Source organism: Myxococcus xanthus (assembly GCF_006402735.1).
Taxonomy (GTDB): Bacteria; Myxococcota; Myxococcia; order Myxococcales; family Myxococcaceae; genus Myxococcus; species Myxococcus xanthus_A.
Genome location: NZ_CP017174.1, coordinates 1,081,853 through 1,101,772 on the forward strand (window position 1 = coordinate 1,081,853; position 19,920 = coordinate 1,101,772).

19 protein-coding genes are annotated in these 19,920 nt (G+C 70.6%); 13 read left to right on the top strand and 6 right to left on the bottom strand.

Features of this window, described 5'->3' with window-relative positions; genetic code table 11:
* Positions 1-116: 116 nt before the first annotated feature.
* The 4 genes from BHS09_RS04705 to BHS09_RS04720 form a co-directional block, all read right to left on the bottom strand.
* Positions 117-716: a hypothetical protein gene (locus BHS09_RS04705; RefSeq protein ID WP_140787640.1), complete on the bottom strand. Its 600-nt coding sequence runs from the start codon at positions 714-716 to the stop codon at positions 117-119.
* 141 nt (positions 717-857) lie between these two features.
* Positions 858-1,943, bottom strand: coding sequence for an alpha/beta hydrolase-fold protein (locus BHS09_RS04710; protein ID WP_140787642.1), 1,086 nt, complete (start codon positions 1,941-1,943; stop codon positions 858-860).
* Between the two features lie 9 nt (positions 1,944-1,952).
* Positions 1,953-2,858 carry a TIGR01777 family oxidoreductase gene (locus BHS09_RS04715; RefSeq protein ID WP_140787644.1) on the bottom strand — a complete coding sequence of 302 codons (906 nt, stop codon included), beginning with the start codon at positions 2,856-2,858 and terminating at the stop codon, positions 1,953-1,955.
* Positions 2,855-3,418, bottom strand: coding sequence for a peroxiredoxin family protein (locus tag BHS09_RS04720; protein ID WP_174258647.1), 564 nt, complete (start codon positions 3,416-3,418; stop codon positions 2,855-2,857). The genes BHS09_RS04715 and BHS09_RS04720 overlap by 4 nt, the downstream gene beginning before the upstream one ends.
* Positions 3,419-3,532: 114 nt before the next feature.
* On the opposite strand from BHS09_RS04720, the gene BHS09_RS04725 reads away from it, so the two are divergent.
* From BHS09_RS04725 to BHS09_RS04775, 11 genes are read left to right on the top strand one after another with little or no spacing between them, the layout of a single operon-like run.
* Positions 3,533-4,618: a polyprenyl synthetase family protein gene (locus BHS09_RS04725; RefSeq protein WP_140787648.1), complete on the top strand. Its 1,086-nt coding sequence runs from the start codon at positions 3,533-3,535 to the stop codon at positions 4,616-4,618.
* Positions 4,619-4,625: 7 nt separating this feature from the next.
* The gene (locus tag BHS09_RS04730; RefSeq protein ID WP_140797281.1) at positions 4,626-6,179 is read left to right on the top strand and encodes a phytoene desaturase family protein; all 1,554 of its coding nucleotides are present in this window, start codon (positions 4,626-4,628) and stop codon (positions 6,177-6,179) included.
* Entirely contained in the window at positions 6,176-7,186 is a 1,011-nt protein-coding gene (locus BHS09_RS04735; RefSeq protein ID WP_140797282.1) for a phytoene/squalene synthase family protein, read from the top strand. Before BHS09_RS04730 ends, BHS09_RS04735 begins: the two co-directional genes overlap by 4 nt.
* 60 nt (positions 7,187-7,246) lie before the next feature.
* A complete protein-coding gene (locus BHS09_RS04740) occupies positions 7,247-8,704 on the top strand; it encodes a phytoene desaturase family protein (protein ID WP_140797283.1) in 1,458 nt (485 codons plus the stop codon).
* Positions 8,701-9,627 (top strand): carotenoid 1,2-hydratase, encoded by a 927-nt coding sequence (locus BHS09_RS04745; RefSeq protein ID WP_140797284.1) that lies wholly within the window; start codon positions 8,701-8,703, stop codon positions 9,625-9,627. Before BHS09_RS04740 ends, BHS09_RS04745 begins: the two co-directional genes overlap by 4 nt.
* The gene (locus BHS09_RS04750; protein ID WP_140797285.1) at positions 9,624-10,748 is read left to right on the top strand and encodes a glycosyltransferase; all 1,125 of its coding nucleotides are present in this window, start codon (positions 9,624-9,626) and stop codon (positions 10,746-10,748) included. Before BHS09_RS04745 ends, BHS09_RS04750 begins: the two co-directional genes overlap by 4 nt.
* Positions 10,745-11,131 carry a lycopene cyclase domain-containing protein gene (locus tag BHS09_RS04755; protein WP_140797286.1) on the top strand — a complete coding sequence of 129 codons (387 nt, stop codon included), beginning with the start codon at positions 10,745-10,747 and terminating at the stop codon, positions 11,129-11,131. The genes BHS09_RS04750 and BHS09_RS04755 overlap by 4 nt, the downstream gene beginning before the upstream one ends.
* Entirely contained in the window at positions 11,128-11,478 is a 351-nt protein-coding gene (locus tag BHS09_RS04760; protein ID WP_140787662.1) for a lycopene cyclase domain-containing protein, read from the top strand. Before BHS09_RS04755 ends, BHS09_RS04760 begins: the two co-directional genes overlap by 4 nt.
* Positions 11,475-12,152 (top strand): lysophospholipid acyltransferase family protein, encoded by a 678-nt coding sequence (locus tag BHS09_RS04765; RefSeq protein ID WP_140797287.1) that lies wholly within the window; start codon positions 11,475-11,477, stop codon positions 12,150-12,152. Before BHS09_RS04760 ends, BHS09_RS04765 begins: the two co-directional genes overlap by 4 nt.
* Positions 12,149-13,015, top strand: coding sequence for a MerR family transcriptional regulator (locus BHS09_RS04770; RefSeq protein WP_140787666.1), 867 nt, complete (start codon positions 12,149-12,151; stop codon positions 13,013-13,015). Before BHS09_RS04765 ends, BHS09_RS04770 begins: the two co-directional genes overlap by 4 nt.
* A gap of 15 nt (positions 13,016-13,030) precedes the next feature.
* The gene (locus tag BHS09_RS04775; RefSeq protein WP_140797288.1) at positions 13,031-13,930 is read left to right on the top strand and encodes a MerR family transcriptional regulator; all 900 of its coding nucleotides are present in this window, start codon (positions 13,031-13,033) and stop codon (positions 13,928-13,930) included.
* Between the two features lie 309 nt (positions 13,931-14,239).
* Here the strand turns inward: BHS09_RS04775 and BHS09_RS04780 are convergent, their stop codons facing one another.
* Positions 14,240-15,763, bottom strand: coding sequence for a hypothetical protein (locus BHS09_RS04780; RefSeq protein WP_140787672.1), 1,524 nt, complete (start codon positions 15,761-15,763; stop codon positions 14,240-14,242).
* Between the two features lie 181 nt (positions 15,764-15,944).
* On the opposite strand from BHS09_RS04780, the gene BHS09_RS04785 reads away from it, so the two are divergent.
* Entirely contained in the window at positions 15,945-17,222 is a 1,278-nt protein-coding gene (locus BHS09_RS04785) for an APC family permease (protein ID WP_140800609.1), read from the top strand.
* Positions 17,223-17,296: 74 nt separating this feature from the next.
* On the opposite strand, the gene BHS09_RS04790 is transcribed toward BHS09_RS04785, so the two are convergent.
* Positions 17,297-18,736, bottom strand: a complete 1,440-nt coding sequence (locus BHS09_RS04790) for a glutamine synthetase family protein (RefSeq protein ID WP_140787674.1) — start codon at positions 18,734-18,736, stop codon at positions 17,297-17,299.
* Between the two features lie 365 nt (positions 18,737-19,101).
* On the opposite strand from BHS09_RS04790, the gene BHS09_RS04795 reads away from it, so the two are divergent.
* Positions 19,102-19,908 (top strand): alpha/beta hydrolase family protein, encoded by an 807-nt coding sequence (locus BHS09_RS04795; RefSeq protein WP_140797289.1) that lies wholly within the window; start codon positions 19,102-19,104, stop codon positions 19,906-19,908.
* Positions 19,909-19,920 lie beyond the last annotated feature (12 nt).

A 19,920-nucleotide genomic window follows, 5' to 3' on the forward strand; every position in this document is an offset into this window, starting at 1 on the left:
CCGGTACGTGCCATGCGCGCGCCGGGCCGGGCGGGAGCGTCGGCTGATGGTTTTCCTGCGACCCGCGCCGGGGGTGCGTCGACGAGGAGCTTTCATGGGTGCATCCGGCGCGTGCGCTAAGGCTTCTCCGTGAGCGGGCGGGGCGTCGTCAGCTCGGAGCCGATCTGCCGCCACTCCTGCGCGTAGGCGCCGCGAGCGAAGGCGCGCAGGTCGTCGGACGTCACCGTGCCCCGCGCCATGGCGGTCCCCAGCGCGCGCACGACGGCGTTGCGGTGCGGCTGCTCGACGTAGGGATTGCCCTCGCGGAACACCTCACCGAAGAGCGACTCCAAGCGGCCGTCCTGCTTCAGACGCTCGACGATGCGGGCCTGCGATGCGGGCTCGTTCGCGTGCGCGTGCAGCATGGCGGAGGCGAGCCCGCCCTGGGCGTCCGCCTGGTCGGGAAACTCGGAGAGCAGCTCCAGCTCCGCGTCAGCGCCCGCGATGGCAGTGGCGTCCGGAGGCGGAGGCGGCGCCGTTACCCCGCGCTGGGCGGGGCGCCGGTCGGGCTCGAAGTCGCTGCGGCCCTGGAACGTCTGCACCGTGCGGTGCGCCTGGACGCCCTTCGTCCCCTGGGTGGCGGTGCCGGAGGCCGGCCGCTGCTCCGGGGCGCTGGCGCGCTCATGCACCGGGCCCTTGGGCGAGGACGGACGGTTACCACCATCAATGCGAGACATGGGGGGCTCCAGGGATGGGGCCCGGTGCGGACAGAGCTCCGGGAATTCCCATGTAGGTTATCGGGCGCGGTGCGGCTCCAGTTGCGTCCCACCTCTAACGTGCGTCCGCCGGAGCGTCCCCGCACGGCGGGCGCGCCCGCGTCATCGCCCGGAAAAACGCAATGACTCCCGGCGCTTGGCGGGCGGGGGAGGGAAGTGGCGCTCCAGGCCGTGTACCAGGTCTTCACGCCACGCAGGGTAGTTGTGCCCACCGCTGTACTCCCTGAGTTCCACCTGATGCCCGGCTTCTGAGAGCACGGGAACGATGCGGCGGTTGCCCTCCAGCAAGCCCTCGAAGCGGCCGCAGTCAAGCCAGACATCCAGCGGGCGGCGGGGTGGGGGCCGCGCCAGGTCGAAGACGACGAAGTCATGGCCCTCCACCGCGAAGGCCCCGGACTGCGACAGCACCCGGCCGAAGACGTCCGGCATGCGCAGGCCGGTGTAGAGCGCCATCAACCCGCCCAGCGAGGCCCCGAGTACCGCGTGGGCACCGGGGCTGCGCCGCTCGTCCACCAGCGACAGCTTCTGGCGCGCCAGCGGCAGCACCTTCCACTTCAACAGCCCCACCGTGTACTCGCTGCAGGCGTACTCCATGCTGCGCGTCTCGCCGCCATTGCACACGAGCGCCAGGGCCACCGGACGCATGCGGCCTTCGGCCATCAGGGTGTCCACCAGCTCCGGAAGGCGGACGCGGCGCAGATAGTCCTCGCCGTCGTACACCACCACCAAGGGCACCGGCGCGTCCGTGGGCGGCGCGTACAGGTACACCCGGCGCTGGCCCGGCAGGTCCACGTCTCCTGTGTCCACCACGTGCCGGGTGACGCGGCCCCGAGGCGCGCCGCGCGGGTGCCGGGCGGGCAGGGACGAGCGGGCCTGGGGCATGTGGAACGAATGGTTGATGCCGCCAAAGCCATTGTCGGAGGGGTGGCGGTTGAGCGGGTCCTCCACGCGCCGGCCGCGCGGGTCCTCCAGCGCGTATTCGACGTAGGCATCCGCGGGCAGCGTCAGCGTGCGAGCCCACAGTCCGGGCGCCACGCGCTTGAGGGGCAGCGGCTTGCCGCGCCAGTCCTGGAAGTCACCTTGGAGGCAGATGGGGCCCCGGCCTCGCCACACGAAGGTGGCGGTGTCGGAGTCGATGACGGGCGTTCCCTCGGCGCGGGCCCGCGCCTCCAGTGTCTTCGCGTCCATCCGCGCACCCTAAGCCAGCAGGTCGCGCAGCGCGCCCTCCAGCTCCGTGTACCGGAACACGAAGCCCGCCTCATGGGCGCGCTGGGGCAGCACGCGCTGGCCCTCCAGCACCACCTTCGCCATCTCTCCCAGGGCCGCCTTGAGCATGAACGCCGGCATCCGCACCATGGACGGCCGGCCCAGCACGTGGCCCAGCGTGTGCGCGAAGAAGGCGTTCGTCACCGGCGTGGGCGCGGTGGCGTTCACCATGCCCTCCACCTGGGGATGGGCCAGCAGGAAGAGGAGCAAATCCCTGGCGTCGTCGCGGTGCACCCAGCTCACGAATTGCTCGCCGCTGCCCACCGGGCCGCCCGCGCCCACGCGGAAGGGGGGCAGCATCTTGTGGAGCGCGCCGCCGTCCGGGTGCAGCACCACGCCCATGCGCACCACCGCCGTGGCGATACCGGACTCGCGCGCCTGCATCGCCTCCGCCTCCCAGTCCACGCACACGCGGGCCAGGAAGTCGTCACCTGGAGGGCTCTCCTCCGTCAGCGGATCCGCGCCGCGCGTGCCGCCGTAGTAGCCGATGGCGGACGCCGACACGAACCGCCTCACCGTGCCCGCGCCCCGCATCGCCGCCACCACCGCGCGCGTGCCCAGCACACGGCTGTCGTGGATGCGGTGCTTGCCTTCCCGCGTCCAACGCTGGGCCACCGGCTCGCCCGCCAGGTGCACGACGGCCTCCGCGTCCGCCAGGGCCTCGGGCGGCAGCGGCGAGCCGGCGTCGAAGGGCGCTCCCGTCACGCCGGCGGGCAGGCGGGCCAGGGCGTGTTCAACGTTCCGGGACAGGATGTGGACCTGATGTCCGCGCTCCAACAAACCCTGGACAAGCCCTGGACCCAGGAAGCCGCTCGCGCCGGTGAGGGCCACCTTCACGGGGAGGGCTCCGAAGGCGCCGGGGCGTTCAGGTCCACGCCCACCAGGCGGCTCAGGACGGCGAAGAAGGTCGTCAGCTCATCCGGCTTCATCCGGCCGGAGTGCCGGTAGACCAGGGCCCCTTCGGAATCCAGCAGCACGATGTTGGACGTTTTCACCGGCAGCTTCCACGGCGCCTTTCCCAACGCTCCATCCATATCCACCAGGATAGGCACGCCCACCTTCTTCTCCTCGTCCCGGACGAAGGAGAGGGCAATCTGCCGGGCCGGAAAAAAGTCGAAATTCTGAAGGTTTGCGACCGCCAGCACCCAGGCCGCATCCAGGATTCCGCGCTCCTGACCCCGGGCGAACAGCTCCTTCTTCAGGGTCGAGTTGAGCTTGGTCGAGTCCTTGTCCTCATAGAACAGGATGACCGGTTTTCCTCGCCACTTGGAAAGCTGGACCTCCTTTCCCGCGGAGGTGCGTAACGTCGCGTCCACCGGCTCCGTGGCCGGCGCCGCGCCCAGGGCACTTCCCGCTGCCAGGGAGATGGAGAGCGCACCTGCGATCCACGCCTTCATGAGGGGACCTCTGTGTACAAGGTTATCGCAAACCTTAGACATACCCTTGACAAACTCTGGACGCAAACGCTACCTCTAGGACGCAAAGGAACGGGTTCTTCGGAGGAAAGAAGCATGGCACTCACGCTTCCCGATGCGCAGCCGCCGACGGGCCTGCTTCCTCTGGAGCAGGCCTGGCTGCAACTGGTCCAGGCGGAGGTGGAGACCTCGCTGGCGGAGTTGTTCGAACTTCCCGACGAGGCCGGCCTGGACGTTCGTTGGACACAGGCACTGACGCAGGCCCGGGCCTATGCCTTGCGGCCCGCCAAGCGGCTCCGCCCCGCGCTGGTGATGGCCGGACACTGCCTGGCGCGTGGGAGCGCGGTGGTGCCCTCCGGGTTGTGGCGCTTCGCCGCTGGGCTGGAGCTGCTGCACACCTTCCTCCTCATCCACGACGACGTGGCGGATCAGGCGGAGCTGCGGCGGGGCGCCGCGTCCCTGCACCGGCTGCTGGCGCCCGGACGCGCGGGCGAGGACCTGGCCGTGGTGGTGGGAGACCACCTCTTCGCGCGCGCCCTGGAGGCCATGCTGGGCTCGGGGCTGACGGGCGTCGCGGGCGTGGTGCAGTACTACCTGGGCGTGTGCCGTCACACGGCGGCCGGGCAGTACCTGGACCTGGACCTGGGCCGCGCGCCGCTGGCGGAGGTGACGCTCTTCCAGACGCTGCGCGTGGCGCATCTCAAGACGGCGCGCTACGGCTTCTGCGCCCCGCTGGTGTGCGGGGCCATGCTCGGCGGTGCCAGCAGCGGCTTGGTGGAGGGGTTGGAGCGCGTGGGCCGTCACGTCGGTCTTGCCTACCAGCTTCGGGACGATTTGCTGGGCCTTTTTGGTGATTCGAACGTCGCTGGCAAGGCCGCTGACGGCGACTTCCTCCAAGGCAAGCGAACCTTTCCAGTGCTGGCCGCCTTCGCGCGCGCCACCGAGGCCGAGCGCATGGAGCTGGAGGCGCTGTGGTCGCTGCCGGTGGAGCAGAAGGACGCCGCGGCGCTGGCGCGGGCCCGCGCGCTGGTGGAGTCCTGCGGAGGCCGGGCCGCGTGTGAGCGCATGGTGGTGCGCGCCTCCCGGGCCGCCCGCCGCTCGTTGCAGTCGCTGCCCAATCCCAACGGTGTGAGAGAGCTGCTCGACGCGCTCATCGCCCGGCTGGCCCACCGCGCCGCCTGAGGACGCCATGAGTGCATCGACACAAGGCAGGCGCATCGTGGTGGTGGGCGCGGGCGTGGGCGGGCTGGCCGCCGCCGCCCGGCTGGCGCACCAGGGCTTCGACGTCCAGGTCTTCGAGAAGACGCAGGGACCGGGCGGGCGCTGCAACCGGTTGCAGGTGGATGGCTTCACGTGGGACCTGGGCCCCACCATCGTGCTGATGCCGGAGGTGTTCGAGGAGACCTTCCGCGCGGTGGGCCGCCGCATCGAGGACTACCTGACGCTGCTCAAGTGCGACCCGAACTATCGGGTCCACTTCCGGGACGGTTCGGATGTCACCTTCACGTCAGAGCTGTGCGCCATGGGCCGCGAGCTGGAGCGCGTGGAGCCCGGCAGCTACGCGCGCTACCTCGCCTTCCTGGCCCAGGGCCGCGTCCAGTACCGAACGAGCCTGGACCACCTGGTGGGGCGCAACTACGCGGGCCTGCGCGACTACCTCTCGCCGCGCGTGCTCGCGCGCATCTTCCAGGTGCGCGCCCACCGCCGCATGTACGGGGACGTCAGCCGCTTCTTCCAGGACGAGCGGCTCCGCGCGGCGATGACCTTCCAGACGATGTACCTGGGCGTGTCGCCCTACGCGTCGCCCGCGGTGTACGGCCTGCTGCCCTTCTCCGAGCTGGGCGTGGGCATCTGGTTCCCCAAGGGGGGCCTGTATGCCATTCCGCAGGCCCTGGAGCGGCTGGCGCGCGAGGAGGGCGTGCGCTTCCACTACGGCGCGCCCGTGGAGCAAATCCTCACCGACGGAGGCCGCACCCGGGGCGTGCGGTTGGAGGGCGGTGAGGTGGTGGAGGCGGACGCGGTGCTGTGCAACGCGGACCTGCCCTATGCGTACGAGAAGCTGCTCGACTCGAAGGCGACGACGCTCAAGCGCAAGGAGAAGCTGCGCTACACGTCCAGCGGCTACATGCTCTACCTGGGCATGAAGCGGCGCTACCCGGAGCTCTTGCACCACAACGTGGTGTTCGGCCGGGACTACAAGGGCTCCTTCGACGACATCTTCGAGCGCTTCCGCGTGCCGGAGGACCCCAGCTTCTACGTCAACGCGCCCACGCGCACCGACGCGTCCCTGGCGCCCGAGGGCAAGGATGCGCTCTACGTGCTGGTGCCCGTGCCGCACCAGCACCCGGACCTGGACTGGAAGGTGGAGGGGCCCAGGGTGCGCGCGAAGTTCTTCGCGCGCATGGCGGAGCTGGGCTTCCCGTCGCTGGAGTCGGACATCGAGGTGGAGCGCGTCTTCACCCCCGATGACTGGGCCGGCACCTTCAACCTGGCGCGTGGCAGCGCCTTCGGCCTGTCCCAGAACTTCACGCAGATTGGCCCTTTCCGTCCGTCCAACCAGGACGCGCGGGTGAAGAACCTCTTCTTCGTGGGTGCTTCCACGCAGCCGGGAACGGGGCTGCCCACGGTGCTCATCTCCGCGCGGCTGGTGACGGAGCGGCTGATGACGTGGGCCCATGTGCAGGGCGTTTCGCTGTCGCCTCGGGCGGCCGCCGCCACGCCGCTGGAAGGGGTGGCCGCGTGAGCCCGCCTGTCGACAAGGCGCTGGTGGAGCGCGGCTATGTGCTGGCGAAGCAGGTGACGCGCCATCACGCCAAGAGCTTCTTCTTCGCCTCGTACCTGCTCTTCGGCCTGCGCCGGAAGGCGGCGTTCGCGCTCTACGCCTTCTGCCGGCGCCTGGACGACATGGTGGACGGGGACGACGCGGTGAGCGCGGCCGATGCGTTGCCGGTGCGGCTGGCGCGGGCGCGGCAGCGCGTGGCGGAGCTGTACCTGCCCATGCCGGAGCTGGCCTCGCGCGAGCTGGGTCCGCCCGCGGACCGGGTGAAGGGCAGCGCGGCCGCGACGCCGTGGGACGCGCGGGAGTTCGCCGCGCTCGAGCACACGGTGCGCCACTTCCGGATTCCGGAGCAGCCCTTCCAGGACCTCATCTCCGGCATGGAGATGGACTTGACGAAGCACCGCTACACCACCTGGGCGGAGCTGGACCTCTACTGCTACCGCGTGGCGGGTGTGGTGGGGCTGATGCTGACGCCGGTGCTGGGGTGCTCGGACGCGGCGGCGGTGGAGCCCGCGGCCGACCTGGGCCGGGCCATGCAGCTCACCAACATCCTCCGCGACGTGCGCGAGGACCTGGAGCGCGGCCGGGTGTACCTGCCCGCCGAGGAGCTGGCCGCCTTCGGATTGTCGGAGGACGACTTGCGGCGCGGACAGGTGGACGCGCGCTGGCGGTCCTTCATGCGCTTCCAGGTGGAGCGCTCGCGGGCGTACTACGCGCGGGCGGCGGCCGGCGTGCGCTACCTGACGGGCTTCGGCAGTCAGCGGATGGTGCGGCTGATGGGCGCCATCTACGGCGACATCCTGCGCGACATCGAAGCGCGCGACTACGACGTGTTCAGCGCCCGGGCCCACGTGACGACGCGCCGCAAGCTCGCGCTGGCTTCCGCGGCCATGGTGCGGCCCGCCGCGGTGCTGCCCGTCCCCCAGGGCGAGGTGCGCATGCCGCTGCTTCCCACCGGGACGGGCGGGTGAGGGCGTCATGCGTGGCGATGGAATGAAGACGGAGCTTCGGCGGCGCATGGGAGGTGGAGCATGAAGCGCACCCGCGTCGCGGTGGTGGGGGGCGGCATTGGTGGACTGACGGCCGCCGGGCTGCTGGCGAAGGAAGGGCACGAGGTGACGCTGTTCGAGCGAGGCACCTCGCTGGGCGGCAAGGCCCAGGCCGTCACCGTGAATGGCATCACCCTGGACACGGGGCCCACGTTGCTGACGCTGCCGCACCTGGTGCGTGGCACCTTCCAGCAACTGGGCGCCGAGGACCTGCTGCCGCGCTTCACGGAGCTGGAGCCGCAGTGCGCCTACCGCTTCGAGGACGGGTGTGACTTCACGGCCTACAAGGACGTGGAGCGGATGGCGGAGAGCGCGGCGGGTGTCCGCCCGGGTGAGCGCGACGGCATCCGCAGCTTCTACACGGAGGCCGAGGCCATCTGGCGGGCCGCGGGCGAGCCCTACCTGGAAGCCCCCTTCGAGGGCATGGCTGGCTTCATGACGCGCGTGGCGAAGCGCGGCGTGGGGGCCGTCATGGCGGGGATGAAGATGGGCACGCTGCACGAGCTGGCGGCCCGGCACTTCAAGACGGACCACCTGCGGCAGTACGTGGGCCGCTTCGCCACGTACACGGGCGCGTCACCCTACGAGGCCAGCGCGGCCTTCGCGCTGATTCCCCACATCGAGCATGCCTATGGCGTGCACCACGTCCGCGGCGGCATCGGCGCGCTGGTGGATGCGCTGGGGCAGGCCGTGCGCCGGCTGGGCGTGCGCATCCACCTGGACACGCGGGCTCGCTTCGAGCGCACGCGAGAGGGCTACCAGGTGGGCCCGCAGGAGGGCATGGAGCGCTTCGACAGCGTGGTGGTGAACGCGGACCCGCTGGAGCGGCTCGCTCGCGCGGAGGAGCCGCTGGCGCTGTCTGGCTTCGTGTTGCTGTTGGAGGTGGAGGGCCGCATCGCTCTACCGCACCACACGGTGCTCTTCGGCGGTGATTACCGGCGCGAGTTCGACGAGCTGTTCGGCGGGCAGCTCGCGTCCGACCCGACGGTGTACTTCTGCAACCCCTCCGCCACCGACGAGAGCATGGTGCCTCCGGGCCGCACCGGGTTGTTCGTCATGGTCAACGCGCCCGCGCTGCCCGTGGACGCGCGCGGCGCGGAGCATGCCACCCGCGACTGGGAAGCAGGCGCCGAGCGCGTGAAGGCGCAGATGCTGGAGCGCCTGTGCCGGCACTACCCGGCGCTCAAGGGGCGCGTGCGTGTCATCGGCCAGCGCTCGCCGGTGGACCTGGCCGCGCAGGGAGCCCCGGGCGGCTCCATCTACGGCTTCCTGCCGCACGGGAAGTTCGGCCCCTTCCGCCGGCCGCGCATCCGCGGCAACACGCCGGGCCTGTTCTTCGCGGGCGGTGGCACGCATCCAGGCGGCGGCGTGCCGCTGGTGATGTTGTCCGGTCGCTTCGCCGCGGAGCTGGCGTCGCAGCACCTCCGGAGGGACGCATGATGCGCCTGGCGAAACTCGCCGCCCTGCCGGACGCGGCGGGCACCTACCGCTGGTTCTATGCGGACGTCACCGCGGGGCCCTACAGCGCGGTGTGCATCTTCATGCTGGGCTCGCTGTTCTCGCCCCGGTACTCGGTGGCGGCGCGGCGGGGCGGACGGCCGCTGGAGCACAGCGCGGTGAACTTCGCGCTGTACCACGAGGGCGTGCGGCGGCTGTGGGTCCTCAGCGAGTACGCGCGCGCGGAGCTGGAGGCCCCGGGCCGGCTGCGTATCGGCCGCTCCACGCTGTCGTACGAGGGGGACGGCACGGTGCGGATGGCCGTGGACGACTGGACGGCGCCGTGGGGTCGGCCCGTGCGCGCGGGCCTGACGCTGGAGCCGATGACGCCCGTGGGCGAGGTGGTGCAGCTCATGCCTGGGCTGCCGCACTACTGGCAGGCGCTGGCGCCTCGTTCGCAGGCACGGCTGGAGGTGTCCTCGCTGGGCATCGAGGCGAGTGGCCTGGGCTACCACGACACCAACCACGGCGGAGAGTTGCTGGGCGCGCGGTTGTCGGGGTGGCACTGGGCTCGCACGCACCGCGAGGACGAGACGGTGGTGGACTACCACCTGCCTGAAGGTGTCGCGCCGCTGCGAGTGGTGGCGGGCGCGCGCGGAGTGCGCTGCGAACGGGGCCCCGCGTTGGTGGAGGCGCGGCCCACCCACATCACCAGCTGGGGCCTGCGCGTGCCGTCACGCCTGCACGCGGGCAACGTGGTGGTGGGACAGCCGAAGCTGCTGGAGTCGTCGCCCTTCTACGCACGGCTGGAGGCGCGCCAGGGGCCTCTGGACTCCCTGGGCGAGGTGGCGGACTTCCGTCGCTTCCACTCGCCCTTCATCCGCTGGATGGCGCATTTCCGCACGCGCATGGGACGGGCGGCATGAGCGCGCTCGTCCTCGCGTCCCTGGTGTGGTGCACCGTGGCCACGGGCTTCAGCGCGGTGGCGTGCGTGCGTCTGTCGCGCGCGCGGGCTGGCGCCGCTCCCCAGCCCGGCGCGCTGCCGCCAGTGTTGCTGCTGCGCCCGGTGGACGCGCCCACGCCTCGAGAGCTGGAGAATCTGGCGCAGTCCATCGACTACGCCGGGCCGTTGGACCAGGTGGTGGTGTCGCCCTACCGTCCCCGGCTCGCCCCGGGCGTGCGGTGGCTTCCCAGCGATCCGTTGACGCCCAACCGGAAGGTGGGACACCTGCTGTATGCGCTGGACGTGTTGCCCGTGGGTGACCGGGTGGTGCTGTCGGTGGACGCGGACGTGGCGGTGACGGGCGCGCTGGTGGAGGGACTGGCCGTGCCGGTGGCCGCGGGCGCCGCACTGAGCACCGCGGCGCCGCTGCCAGTGGGGCCTCGGGACGGCGCGAGCCGGGCCATGGCGGGCCTTCTGCGTTACACACACCACAGCTTCCGGGCCCTGGATGCGATGAGCGCGGGCGCCAAGGCCGTGTGTGGCAAGGCTTTGGGCTTGTCTCCCGTGGCCGTGGAATCGCTGCGGCGGCTCGCGGACCACATTGGCGAGGACCTGGAGTTGGCCAAGTGTCTTCACGCCCAGGGACTGGACGTGGTGCTGAGCAGCGCCCCGGCGGTGGTGCCTTTGGACGCCGAGGTGCCCTGGGCGGCGCCCCTGTCGCGCTTCACGCGCTGGATGCAGGTACTGGCCAGTCACCGGCCCGCGCTGTATCCCACGGTGCCGCTGCTCTTCACGCCGACGCTGCCGCTGACGGTGCTGGCCGCGGCGCTGGGGTCGCCGGTGCTGGCGGGCTCGGTGGCGGGACTGGTGGCCGTGCGGACCTTGCTGTCGCTTCGGTTGGCCGGGCTCCACGCGCCGGTGGCGGACGCGGGGAGGGCCTACGCGGTGACGGACTGGTTGTTGGGCGAAGCGCTCTTGCTGGCTGCTTTCCTGCGCTCGCTGTGGCAGCAGGGCACGGTGACGTGGCGGGGGCAGACCTATGCGTTGCGCCCCGGAGGTCAAATGGTACGGGTGGCTCCGGAGCTGAGTGGAGGACCGGGATGACGTACGCGCGATTCCTTGGGTTGTTCGTGGTGGTGCCCATTCTCTTCCTGGCGTGGCGCTACCGCCGCACCTTCACGGCCAGGAGCCTGGCGCCCATGGGGCTCCTGCTCATCGTCGTGTACGCGGCGACGTCGCCCTGGGACAACCTGGCGGTGAAGTGGGGCCTGTGGGGCTTCGACCCCGAGCGCATCTGGGGCATCAAGCTGGGGTACCTGCCTCTGGAGGAGTACCTCTTCTTCGGCCTGCAGACGCTGCTGGTGGGGCTGTGGGCCCGGGCCCGGCTGGCGCGTGCGTTGGCGCCGGATGCCCAGGCGACTCGGCCCGCGGCGGAGACGGGTGAGCGCCGCGACGGTGCGCTGACGGCTCGGGAGGTGGCGCCATGATGGAGACGAAGTGGGCATACCTCATCCACCTGTTGGGCTGGACGCTGCCGGTCATCGCCTTCCAGTTGGTGGTGCTGGTGCGCCACTACAAGGAACGCTCCGGGGCGGTGCTCAAGGCGGTGCTGCCGCCGGCTTTCATCATGGGGCTGTACCTGTCCATCGCGGACCACCTGGCCATCTCCACCGGCATCTGGAACTTCGGTGAAGGCAAGCACCTGGGCGTGTACCTGGGCGTGGTGCCGCTGGAAGAGCTGCTCTTCTTCGTGATTACCAGCGTGTTGGTGTCGCTGGGCCTGGCGCTGTTCACCGGGTTGGTGTCGCTGCTGGGGGAGGCCCGGGCGTCGTGATTCACGCGGCGAAAGGTGGCCCGCTGGGCTGGGCGTGGGACCGGTACATCGGATGGAAGTTCCGCTCGGCGTTCCGGGGATTGTGGGTGCGTGGGACGCTGCCGGTGGGAGGTCCGGGCCGGCTGGTGTACCTGAACCACTCCAACTGGTGGGACGGCTTCGTGCTCAACCAGCTCTGCCAGACGGCGGGTTGGGACGGCTACTGCCTCATGGATGAGGAGAACCTGCGCCGCTATCGCTTCCTCACACGCATTGGCGCCTTCAGCATCCGGCGCAAGGACGCGACGTCACCGGTGGCGTCGCTGCGCTACGCGAAGGAGCTGCTGCGCAGGCCCCGCGCGGTGGTGTTCGTCTTCCCGGAGGGCGAGCACCGCCCCTTCGGCGTGCTCCCACTGCGACTGGAGCGGGGCGTGGAGCTGCTGGCGCGGGTGTCGAAGGTGGAGTGCCTGCCCATTGCGGTGCGCTACGGCTTCTTCGAGCACGAACGTCCAGACGTGTTGCTGGAGGTGGGCACCCCGCATTCGCCCGGCGACATGTCCGTCTTCCAGGAGGGATTGGAGACGGTGGTGCGGCGACTGGCGGCGGTGACGTCCATGGAGGGCTTCACGCGCAGGGTGTCCGGTGCGCGAGGCGTGGCGGAGCGCTGGGACGCGGCCCGGGGGCTGGCGTCATGACGTTGCGCATCCGCACCATCGCGCGCATGACGGGCATCCGCGAGGCGACGCTGCGCGCCTGGGAGCGGCGCTACGGCTTCCCGCGCCCGCTGCGCAGCGAGGGCAACAACTACCGCGTCTATTCGCGCGAGGAGGTGGATGCCGTCCGCCGTGTGGCCCGGCTCATCCAGGAGGAAGGCCTGTCGGTGAGCGAGGCCATCGCCCAGGTGAAGACGGAGCCGCCGCGTGAGCAGCCCGAAGCCGAGCGCCTGAGCGAGCGCTTCTGGTCCTCCGTGGGGGCCCTGGAAGGGGACGAGGTGACGCGCGTGCTGGATGACGCGCAGACCGTCATGGAGGTGGAGGCCTACTGTGACTGCTTCCTGCTGCCCCTGCTGCGGGAGATGGGCGTGCGGCTGGACGTCGCGCGGGAGCACCTGGCCTCCGCCCTCATCCGCCAGCGCCTGCGGCAGGTGTATGACACCCTGCTCCCCACGCCTGCCGGCCCCCGTGCCCTGCTCGCCTGTCCGGCGGGGGACCACCATGAAGGCGGCCTGCTGGTGCTGGGCATCCACCTCAAGCGCAAGGGGTGGCGGGTGACGATGCTGGGCGCGGACACCCCGGCGGCGGCGCTGCAGGGGGCTTGCGTGCAGGTGCGGCCGGACGTGGTGGCGCTGTCCTTCGTGCGCGCCCGTGCGCCGGAGGAGTTCGCGTCCGTCCTGGAAGACGCGCTCCGGGCCTGCGCGCCCTTTCCCGTGGTCGTCGGCGGGCTGGGGGCTCGCGAGCACCTGAAGGCCATTTTCTCGCTCGGCGCGCAGTACGCGGAGTCGTCGGAAGAGTTGGTGGCCATCTGGAACCAGGTGCGCAACGCTCAGAATCGCCCGTAGTCTTGCCGTAGCGACATGGCTGAGCGCACCTATCGAATCCACATCGCCGCGGAGTTGGCAGGAGTCCGGGTGGAGCTCATCCGGGCCTGGGAGCGCCGCTATGGCGTGCTCACCCCGCGCCGGACCCCCGCTGGCTACCGCGCCTATACGGACCGTGACGTGGCGGTGCTCAAGCAGCTCAAGCGGCTGACCGACGAAGGCGTGGCCATCAGCGAGGCGGCGAAGCTGCTGCCCCAGTTGATGGAAGGTCTGGATGCGGAAGCGGCGGTGCGCGGCACCCATCTGGAGACGCGGGCGCATGCGGAGACGTGGCGGGAATCCGTGCTCGCCGCCGCCCTGGCGTATGACCAGCCGCGCGTGTCGGACGTGCTGGACGAGGTGCTGGCCGCGCTGCCCCCGCTCAAGGCCTTCGACGAGGTGCTGGCGCCGCTGCTGTGCGACGTGGGCGAGCAATGGGAGGCGGGCTCGCTGACGGTGGCGCAGGAACACCTGGTGTCACAGATGGTGCGGGCGCGGCTGGTGAGCCTGCTGCACGCGGCGCCCCAGGGCCGGCACCGGCATGGCGTCCTGGCGTGCTTCCCGGAAGAAGAGCACGAGATGGGCCTGCTGGGCGCCGCGCTGCGGCTGCGGCACCTGGGCGTGCGGGTGACGCTGTTGGGACAGCGCGTTCCCGCCGAGGACCTGGGCCGCGCCGTCTTGGCGCTGCGGCCCGACTTCGTGGGGCTGTCCACGGTGGCCAGCCGGAGCGCCGAGGCCTTCGAGGACACCCTGACGCGTTTGAGGCAGGCGCTGCCCAGGGGATTGCCCGTCTGGGTGGGCGGCGCCGCCGCGCGCTCGCACCAGGCCGTGTGCGAGCGGTTGGCGGTGCACGTCTTCCAGGGCGAGGAGGACTGGGACCGCCTCGCGGGCGTGTAGGTCAGGCGTGTTGATGGCGGAGTGGTTGAAGACGCTGCTGCCGTAGTACTGGGCGGCCTCCTCGTTCCAGCCCGCCTCGGCTGGTGTACTGCCCCGCAGCACGCAGCGCAGGCTCACGTAGCCGTTGATGCCCGCGAACACCGACGGGAGGTTGGCGGGTGCGGAGAGGTTGCGCTGAATCGGGCAGGCGGATGCCAGCCTTTGCACGGCGTCCGTGCCAGGGAATCCATGGCAGGCGAAGCAGATGTTGCCGCGCCCGCGCCATTCCGGTGCGGCAAGGCTTGCCAAGCCCGGCAGGACTTGCCGTTTCTACGGCGAGGTGGCGGGCGGTGTCTGGGCGGCGGTGGTGGGGGCCCGCCGATGGAGCGCTGGAGGTGACGCGCTCAGCGCCCCCACATAGAGGCGGCCGTGAAAGCCTTCCGCGAGCGGCTGCGGGAAGAGCCGCACCCCGGAGGCGATGTCGGGCTTCTGCCGGACCTCCTTCGTGGGGCTGATGGCGAACACGTTGCACTCCACCGCGTCCCAGACGTTGAAGCGGCAGGAGAACTGCGTGCCTCGCGTGAAGCCCACGTCGAGCGCGCGCACCGACGGGAGGACCTGGGCCAGTCGCGCTCCCAGTGGCGCATAGTCGCTGTCCCAGTTCACGCCCGCCGTCCGCACGTGCGTGCCGCCCGCGAGCACCAGCGTCCAGGCCTGGGCGCGTGTCTGCTGGTGGGCCAGCAGGTGCCGGGCCATCTCCGCCTCGCGCTCGTTGCCCTGGGCCTTCTCGGCGTCGAAGGCCACCAGGGAGATGTCCTTGCCAGCGGCGCGCAGCCGGCGTGCCTGTTCGATGAGCCAGAGCATGGCGCTGCTGCTGCGGCCGTCCTGATAGGTGCGGCGCCAGAAGGGGCTCTCGCTCATCATGGTCTGGAGGTCCTGGGGCTGGCCCGGGCTCGCCAGGTAGGTCTCCAGCAGCGGCTGCTCGGAGGCGGGCAGCGACAGCGCCAGCGTCACCGGCAGGCCCTGGGCCGTGGCTTCACAGAGCATCCGCAGCGCCGCCGTGGGCAACTCCCGCGTGCCCAGGGGGTCCGCCAGCAGCAGCACGTGCCCTGGCGCCATCAGCGGGCCGGCGCCGTCCACCGGGGTGCCACACTCCGGCGCCTGCTGCGCCTGCTCCGTCTGTCCTCCTTCTGGCGTCACGGAGCGGATGGGCACGGGCGCGTTGCTGCCCACCAGCTCCAGCGCGGGCACCATCTCCAGCCGCTGCAGCAAGGTCCGCTCGATGTCCAGGTCGCGCACGCCGCGCACCATTCGCATGCGCTCCATGCCCGGCGCGTTCTTGAACGGGTCCTCCATGGGCACCGCCCGGGGGCCACTGGGACCGTTCGCGTAGGTGAAGGCGTCCCGCGTGGCGTCAAAGGGATGGGCATCCAGCGCGGCGAACATGGCCGCCTCCCGCTTGCCCGCCGCCTGTGGCGGAATCTCCAGTTGGGTATCCATCTCGTTGTAGCTGAGCCGGAAGACGCGCACGACGGTCTGCCGCGGCCCCAGCCGCTCGCCCTTGATGTAGTAGCGCTCGATGGTGCGCAGGCCCGGCATGTTCTTTCCGGGCTCATGGGCCGAGGAGAACATCTCCAGCCCGCCTTCCTTCTCCATGACGTCGTAGCGCTGCTCTTCCAGGATGCGGCGCGCCACCATCATCGCGTCCTCGGCGGGGACGATGTACACCAGCTCTTCTTCCGGCGTTTCGTACTCGCCCGTGTCCTCGTTGGCCGTGGCGCCGAAACCCCGGCTCAGCGTCGCGCAGCCAGCGCACATCAGACACAGTCCCATCAGCGCACCGTGAAGCCGCATCGAACCCTCCTCAGAGCCTTGCCTCAGGCAAACGGCCTGGATATCGGGCCGAAACGCTCGGCGCCCACAACCATATCGGGGGGGCCCACCCGGTGCATTGGTGTCCGGCGCTCAGCTGTAGTGAAGTACCTCCGTGCCGGTTCCTTCCTCCGCCCCCGCTGCCGCATCCGCGTCGCGTCCGGTGGGGCCGTTCCAACTCCTTGCGCTTGGCGTCAATGGCATCGTCGGCGTCGGCATCTTCTTCGCCCCGGCGGAGGTCGCCGCGCTGGCGCCGGGTGCCAGCGCCATTGCCGCCTTCGCGCTCACCGGGCTCGCGCTGATACCGGTGGCGCTGGCCTTCGCCGTGCTGGGCCGGCGTTTCAACGCGGACGGCGGGCCCGTCCTCTTCGCGCGCGCGGCCTTTGGAGAGCGGGCGTCCTTCCTGGTGGGGTGGGTGGCCTACGTCAGCGCGTTCCTGAGCACCGCCGCGGTGGTGGCGGGCCTCTCCCATGCGGTGGCGCCCTCCCTGGGCCTGGAGGGTGCCCTGGGGCAGTCGGTGCTCGCCTCCGTCCTCGTCACGGCGCTGGCGGGCGTGGTGGCGTCCGGCATCCGCGTGTCGGCGGGGACCTGGACGGCGCTCACCGTCGTCAAGCTGCTGCCGCTGGCCGCGTTGCTGGTGGCGTTCCTGGCGCTGTCGGGGCCACCTCCCGCCGCGGCGGTGGCCGCGGCCCCGGCCGTGGACGCGTCGTGGCTGCGGGCGGGGTTGACGGTGATGTTCGCCTACCAGGGCTTCGAAATCGTCCCGGTGATCGCGGGGCAGGTGCGCTCGTCGTCGCGCACCGTGCCGCTGGCCACGGTGGGCTCGCTGCTGGTGGCGGTGCTGCTGTACGTGGGCCTGGTGTGGGCGTGCGTGGCCGCGCTGCCGGAGCTGGCCTCCCAGGCCGCGCCGCTGGCCGCGGCGGCGGGCGTGTGGGGCGGGCCCGGGCTCGAAGGGTGGGTGAAGGCGGGCACCAGCGTGTCCGCGCTGGGCATCTGCCTGGGGATGATGGTGACGACGCCGCGCTACCTGTCCGCGCTGGCGTCGGGCGAGCACACGCTGCTGGGGCTGGACGGGATGTCCGCCGGAGGCGTGCCGGTGCGCGCGCTCGCTGTCACCTGGGCGCTGGTCCTGCTGTTCGTCAACCTGGGCGACCTGTCGGAGCTGTTCGCCCTCTCCAGCATCGCGGTGCTGATGCAGTACGGCGTCACGTCCGCCGCGCTGGCCACGCTGGCCTGGCGGCGTGAGCGAGGGCTGCGTCCGCTCCACGCCCTGCTGGCGGTGCCCACGCTGGGGCTGGGGCTGACGTTGGTGGCCTTCGGCGCCAGCTCGCGTGAAGGCGTCACCATGGCCCTCACCCTCATCGCTGGCGTGGTGCTGCTGCGGCTGTCGCGGCCCCGGGCTTCCGAGCCGCCAGCGGCGCTGCGCGGCGAGCCACTGTAACGGACGAAGCCGCCGCCTCCCCATGTCGCGGGAGGGCGGCGGCTCCTGAAGTCCGGCGGTGCGGACGTCCGTTCCTAGAACTGGTTCCAGAGGTACTGGTTGGTGACCTCGTGGTGGAACTTGACCTCCGAGTACTTCACACGGTTGCCCAGCTGCTTCGGGCTGCGCTCGGCCGTGGTCGTCTTGAGCTCGGCGAACTTGCTCTGCACGCCCTCACCCAGGATGGACGCCACGAACTGGCTGCCCTTGAAGATGCGGATGGCGTCGAAGATGTTGTCCGGCAGGAAGCGGGTGCGGCTGCGCTTGGCCTCCGCGTCCTCCTGCGGCTGCGGGCCCTCCAGGCCGGTGCGCAGCAGGGTGTAGAGCACCAGGTACGGGTTGGCGTCCGGCGCCACCGAGCGGCACTCGATGCGCGCGCTGCGCTCGTTTCCGAAGGGGATGCGCACCATGGCACCGCGGTTGTTGGCGCTGGCCTTGATCTGGTTGGGGGCCTCGAAGTGCGGGTCCAGGCGGCGGTACGCGTTCACGCTGGAGTTGAGCGTGAGGCAGATGTCATTCGCGCTGGTGAGGATGCGGTCGATGAAGTCCCAGCCAATGGGGCTGAGGCCGTCCGGGCCGTTCTGGTCGTGGAAGAGGTTCTTCCCGCCCTTGGACAGCGACAGGTTCATGTGCATGCCGTTGCCATTGACGCCCGTCACCGGCTTCGGGAGGAAGCTGGCGGTGCAGTCCAGCTGCGCGGCCACCTGGCGGCTGAGCAGCTTGTAGAGCTGAATCTGGTCGGCCGCGATGAGGGCCTCGCTGTACGAGAAGTTGATCTCGAACTGGCTGGGCGCCACTTCGGGGTGGTCCTTCTCGTTCTGGAAGCCCATGGCGCGCTGGGCCTCGGCCACCTTGTCGATGAAGGTGCGCAGCACGTCACCAGGCAGCGAGTGGTAGTAGCCGCCGGTGGAGATGAAGTCGAAGTGGCCCTTCTCGTGGAAGTGGTGCTCGGCGTCGCGGCCCTTGAAGAGGAAGCCCTCGATTTCAGGCGCCGCGTGGACCACCGTGCCGTCTTTCTGATACATCGACTCGGTGAGCTGCTTCAGCCTGCCACGCAGGTCGGACTGGTACTGCGTGCCGTCACGCTCGTGCACCTCGCTGAACACCAGCACCTTGCCCGGACCGAAGATGTCCGAGGGCAGCCAGTAGAAGGCGCTCCAGTCGATGTTCAGCCGCAGGTCGCTCTCCTGCTGCGCGGAGAAGCCCCGGATGGAGGAGCCGTCGAAGGTGAGGTTGTCGGCGCTCTTGATGAGGAACTTCTTGTCGTAGTCCAGCATGTGCAGCCGACCCTCGAGGTCGGTGAAGCACACGGTGACCGCCTTGATGGCACGTTCCTTCGTCAGGTACTCGATGCGCTCGTCACGGAGCTTCTCCTGCGCGACGTGCTTGAGGCGCTGCTCCTTGACCTTGAGGTTGCGCTCCTCGAGCTCGTCGTAGGGAATCTCCAGGAACGTTCGTAGCCCCTTCGCGTCCATTGTTCGTGCCTCCCAGGCCGGATTCCTCGCCGTCGGTGCGGCGGGATGAATCCGTGGGTGCACGTATTTACATTTGCCGGATTGAAATCAAGTCTTAATTCGTTGATGTGGAGTATAAAGTCTCTCCAGTGAAATCTTAAGAGCCCGCCGGATGACACTCGCGCCTACCATGTGGGCCCTCGGATGGATGGCCGGTGGACACTGGGGCGGCCGGGGAGGGGCTGTCTGGACCGAGGGGCGGCTCCGACACTGGATAGGCCCGTTGCCGGCGTCAGGGAAGTGGGCCGTGTGGCCGTGTGGCCGTGGGGAAGGCTTCCCGGTCGGCTCCAGGCAGGCGAGCGGATGCCACGGATTAGGATGTCCGCATGAGCTCGATGTGGGTCCTGGAGACGCCCGCTCCCACCGCGGATGCGCGCATGGCGTATGGCGCGGAGCCCCACCAGTTCGGGGACCTGCGAATGCCCGAAGGACCTGGGCCGCACCCGGTGGTGGTGGTCATCCATGGTGGCTTCTGGCGGGCGAAGTACGGCCTGGAGCATGCCGGGCACCTGTGCGTGGACCTGACCCGGCGCGGCTTCGCGACGTGGAGCCTGGAGTACCGGCGGGTGGGGCACGAAGGCGGTGGTTGGCCCGGCACGCTGGAGGACGTGGCGCTCGGCACTGACTTCCTGCGCACGCTCGCGCAGGCGCATGCGCTGGACCTCTCGCGCGTCGTGGCGCTCGGCCATTCGGCGGGAGGGCACCTGGTGGCGTGGCTGGGGGCCAGGCACCGGCTGCGGCCCGGCGATGCACTTTACAGTGCGGCGCCGTTGCCCCTTTGTGGCGTGGTGCCGCTGGCGGGCGTCGTGGACCTGCCGCGCGCGTTCGCGCACCGACTGGGGGACGGCATCGTGGAGACGTTCCTGGGCGGCACGCCGTCCTCGGTGCCGGAGCGCTATCGCACGGCCTCGCCCGCGTCGCTCCAGCCGCTCGGGGTGCCCCAGGTGCTCGTCCACGGAGCGGAGGACGACACCGTGCCCGTGTTGATGAGCGAGGACTTCTGCGCGCGCGGCCGTGAGCTGGGAGACGACGTCCGCTGCGTCACGTTGCCGGGCGCGGGGCACTACGAGGTCATCGACCCCAAGGCCCCGGAGTGGGTTCAGGTGGTGGAGGCCGTGCGCTCCCTGGTGTGAGTGGGCGCACCA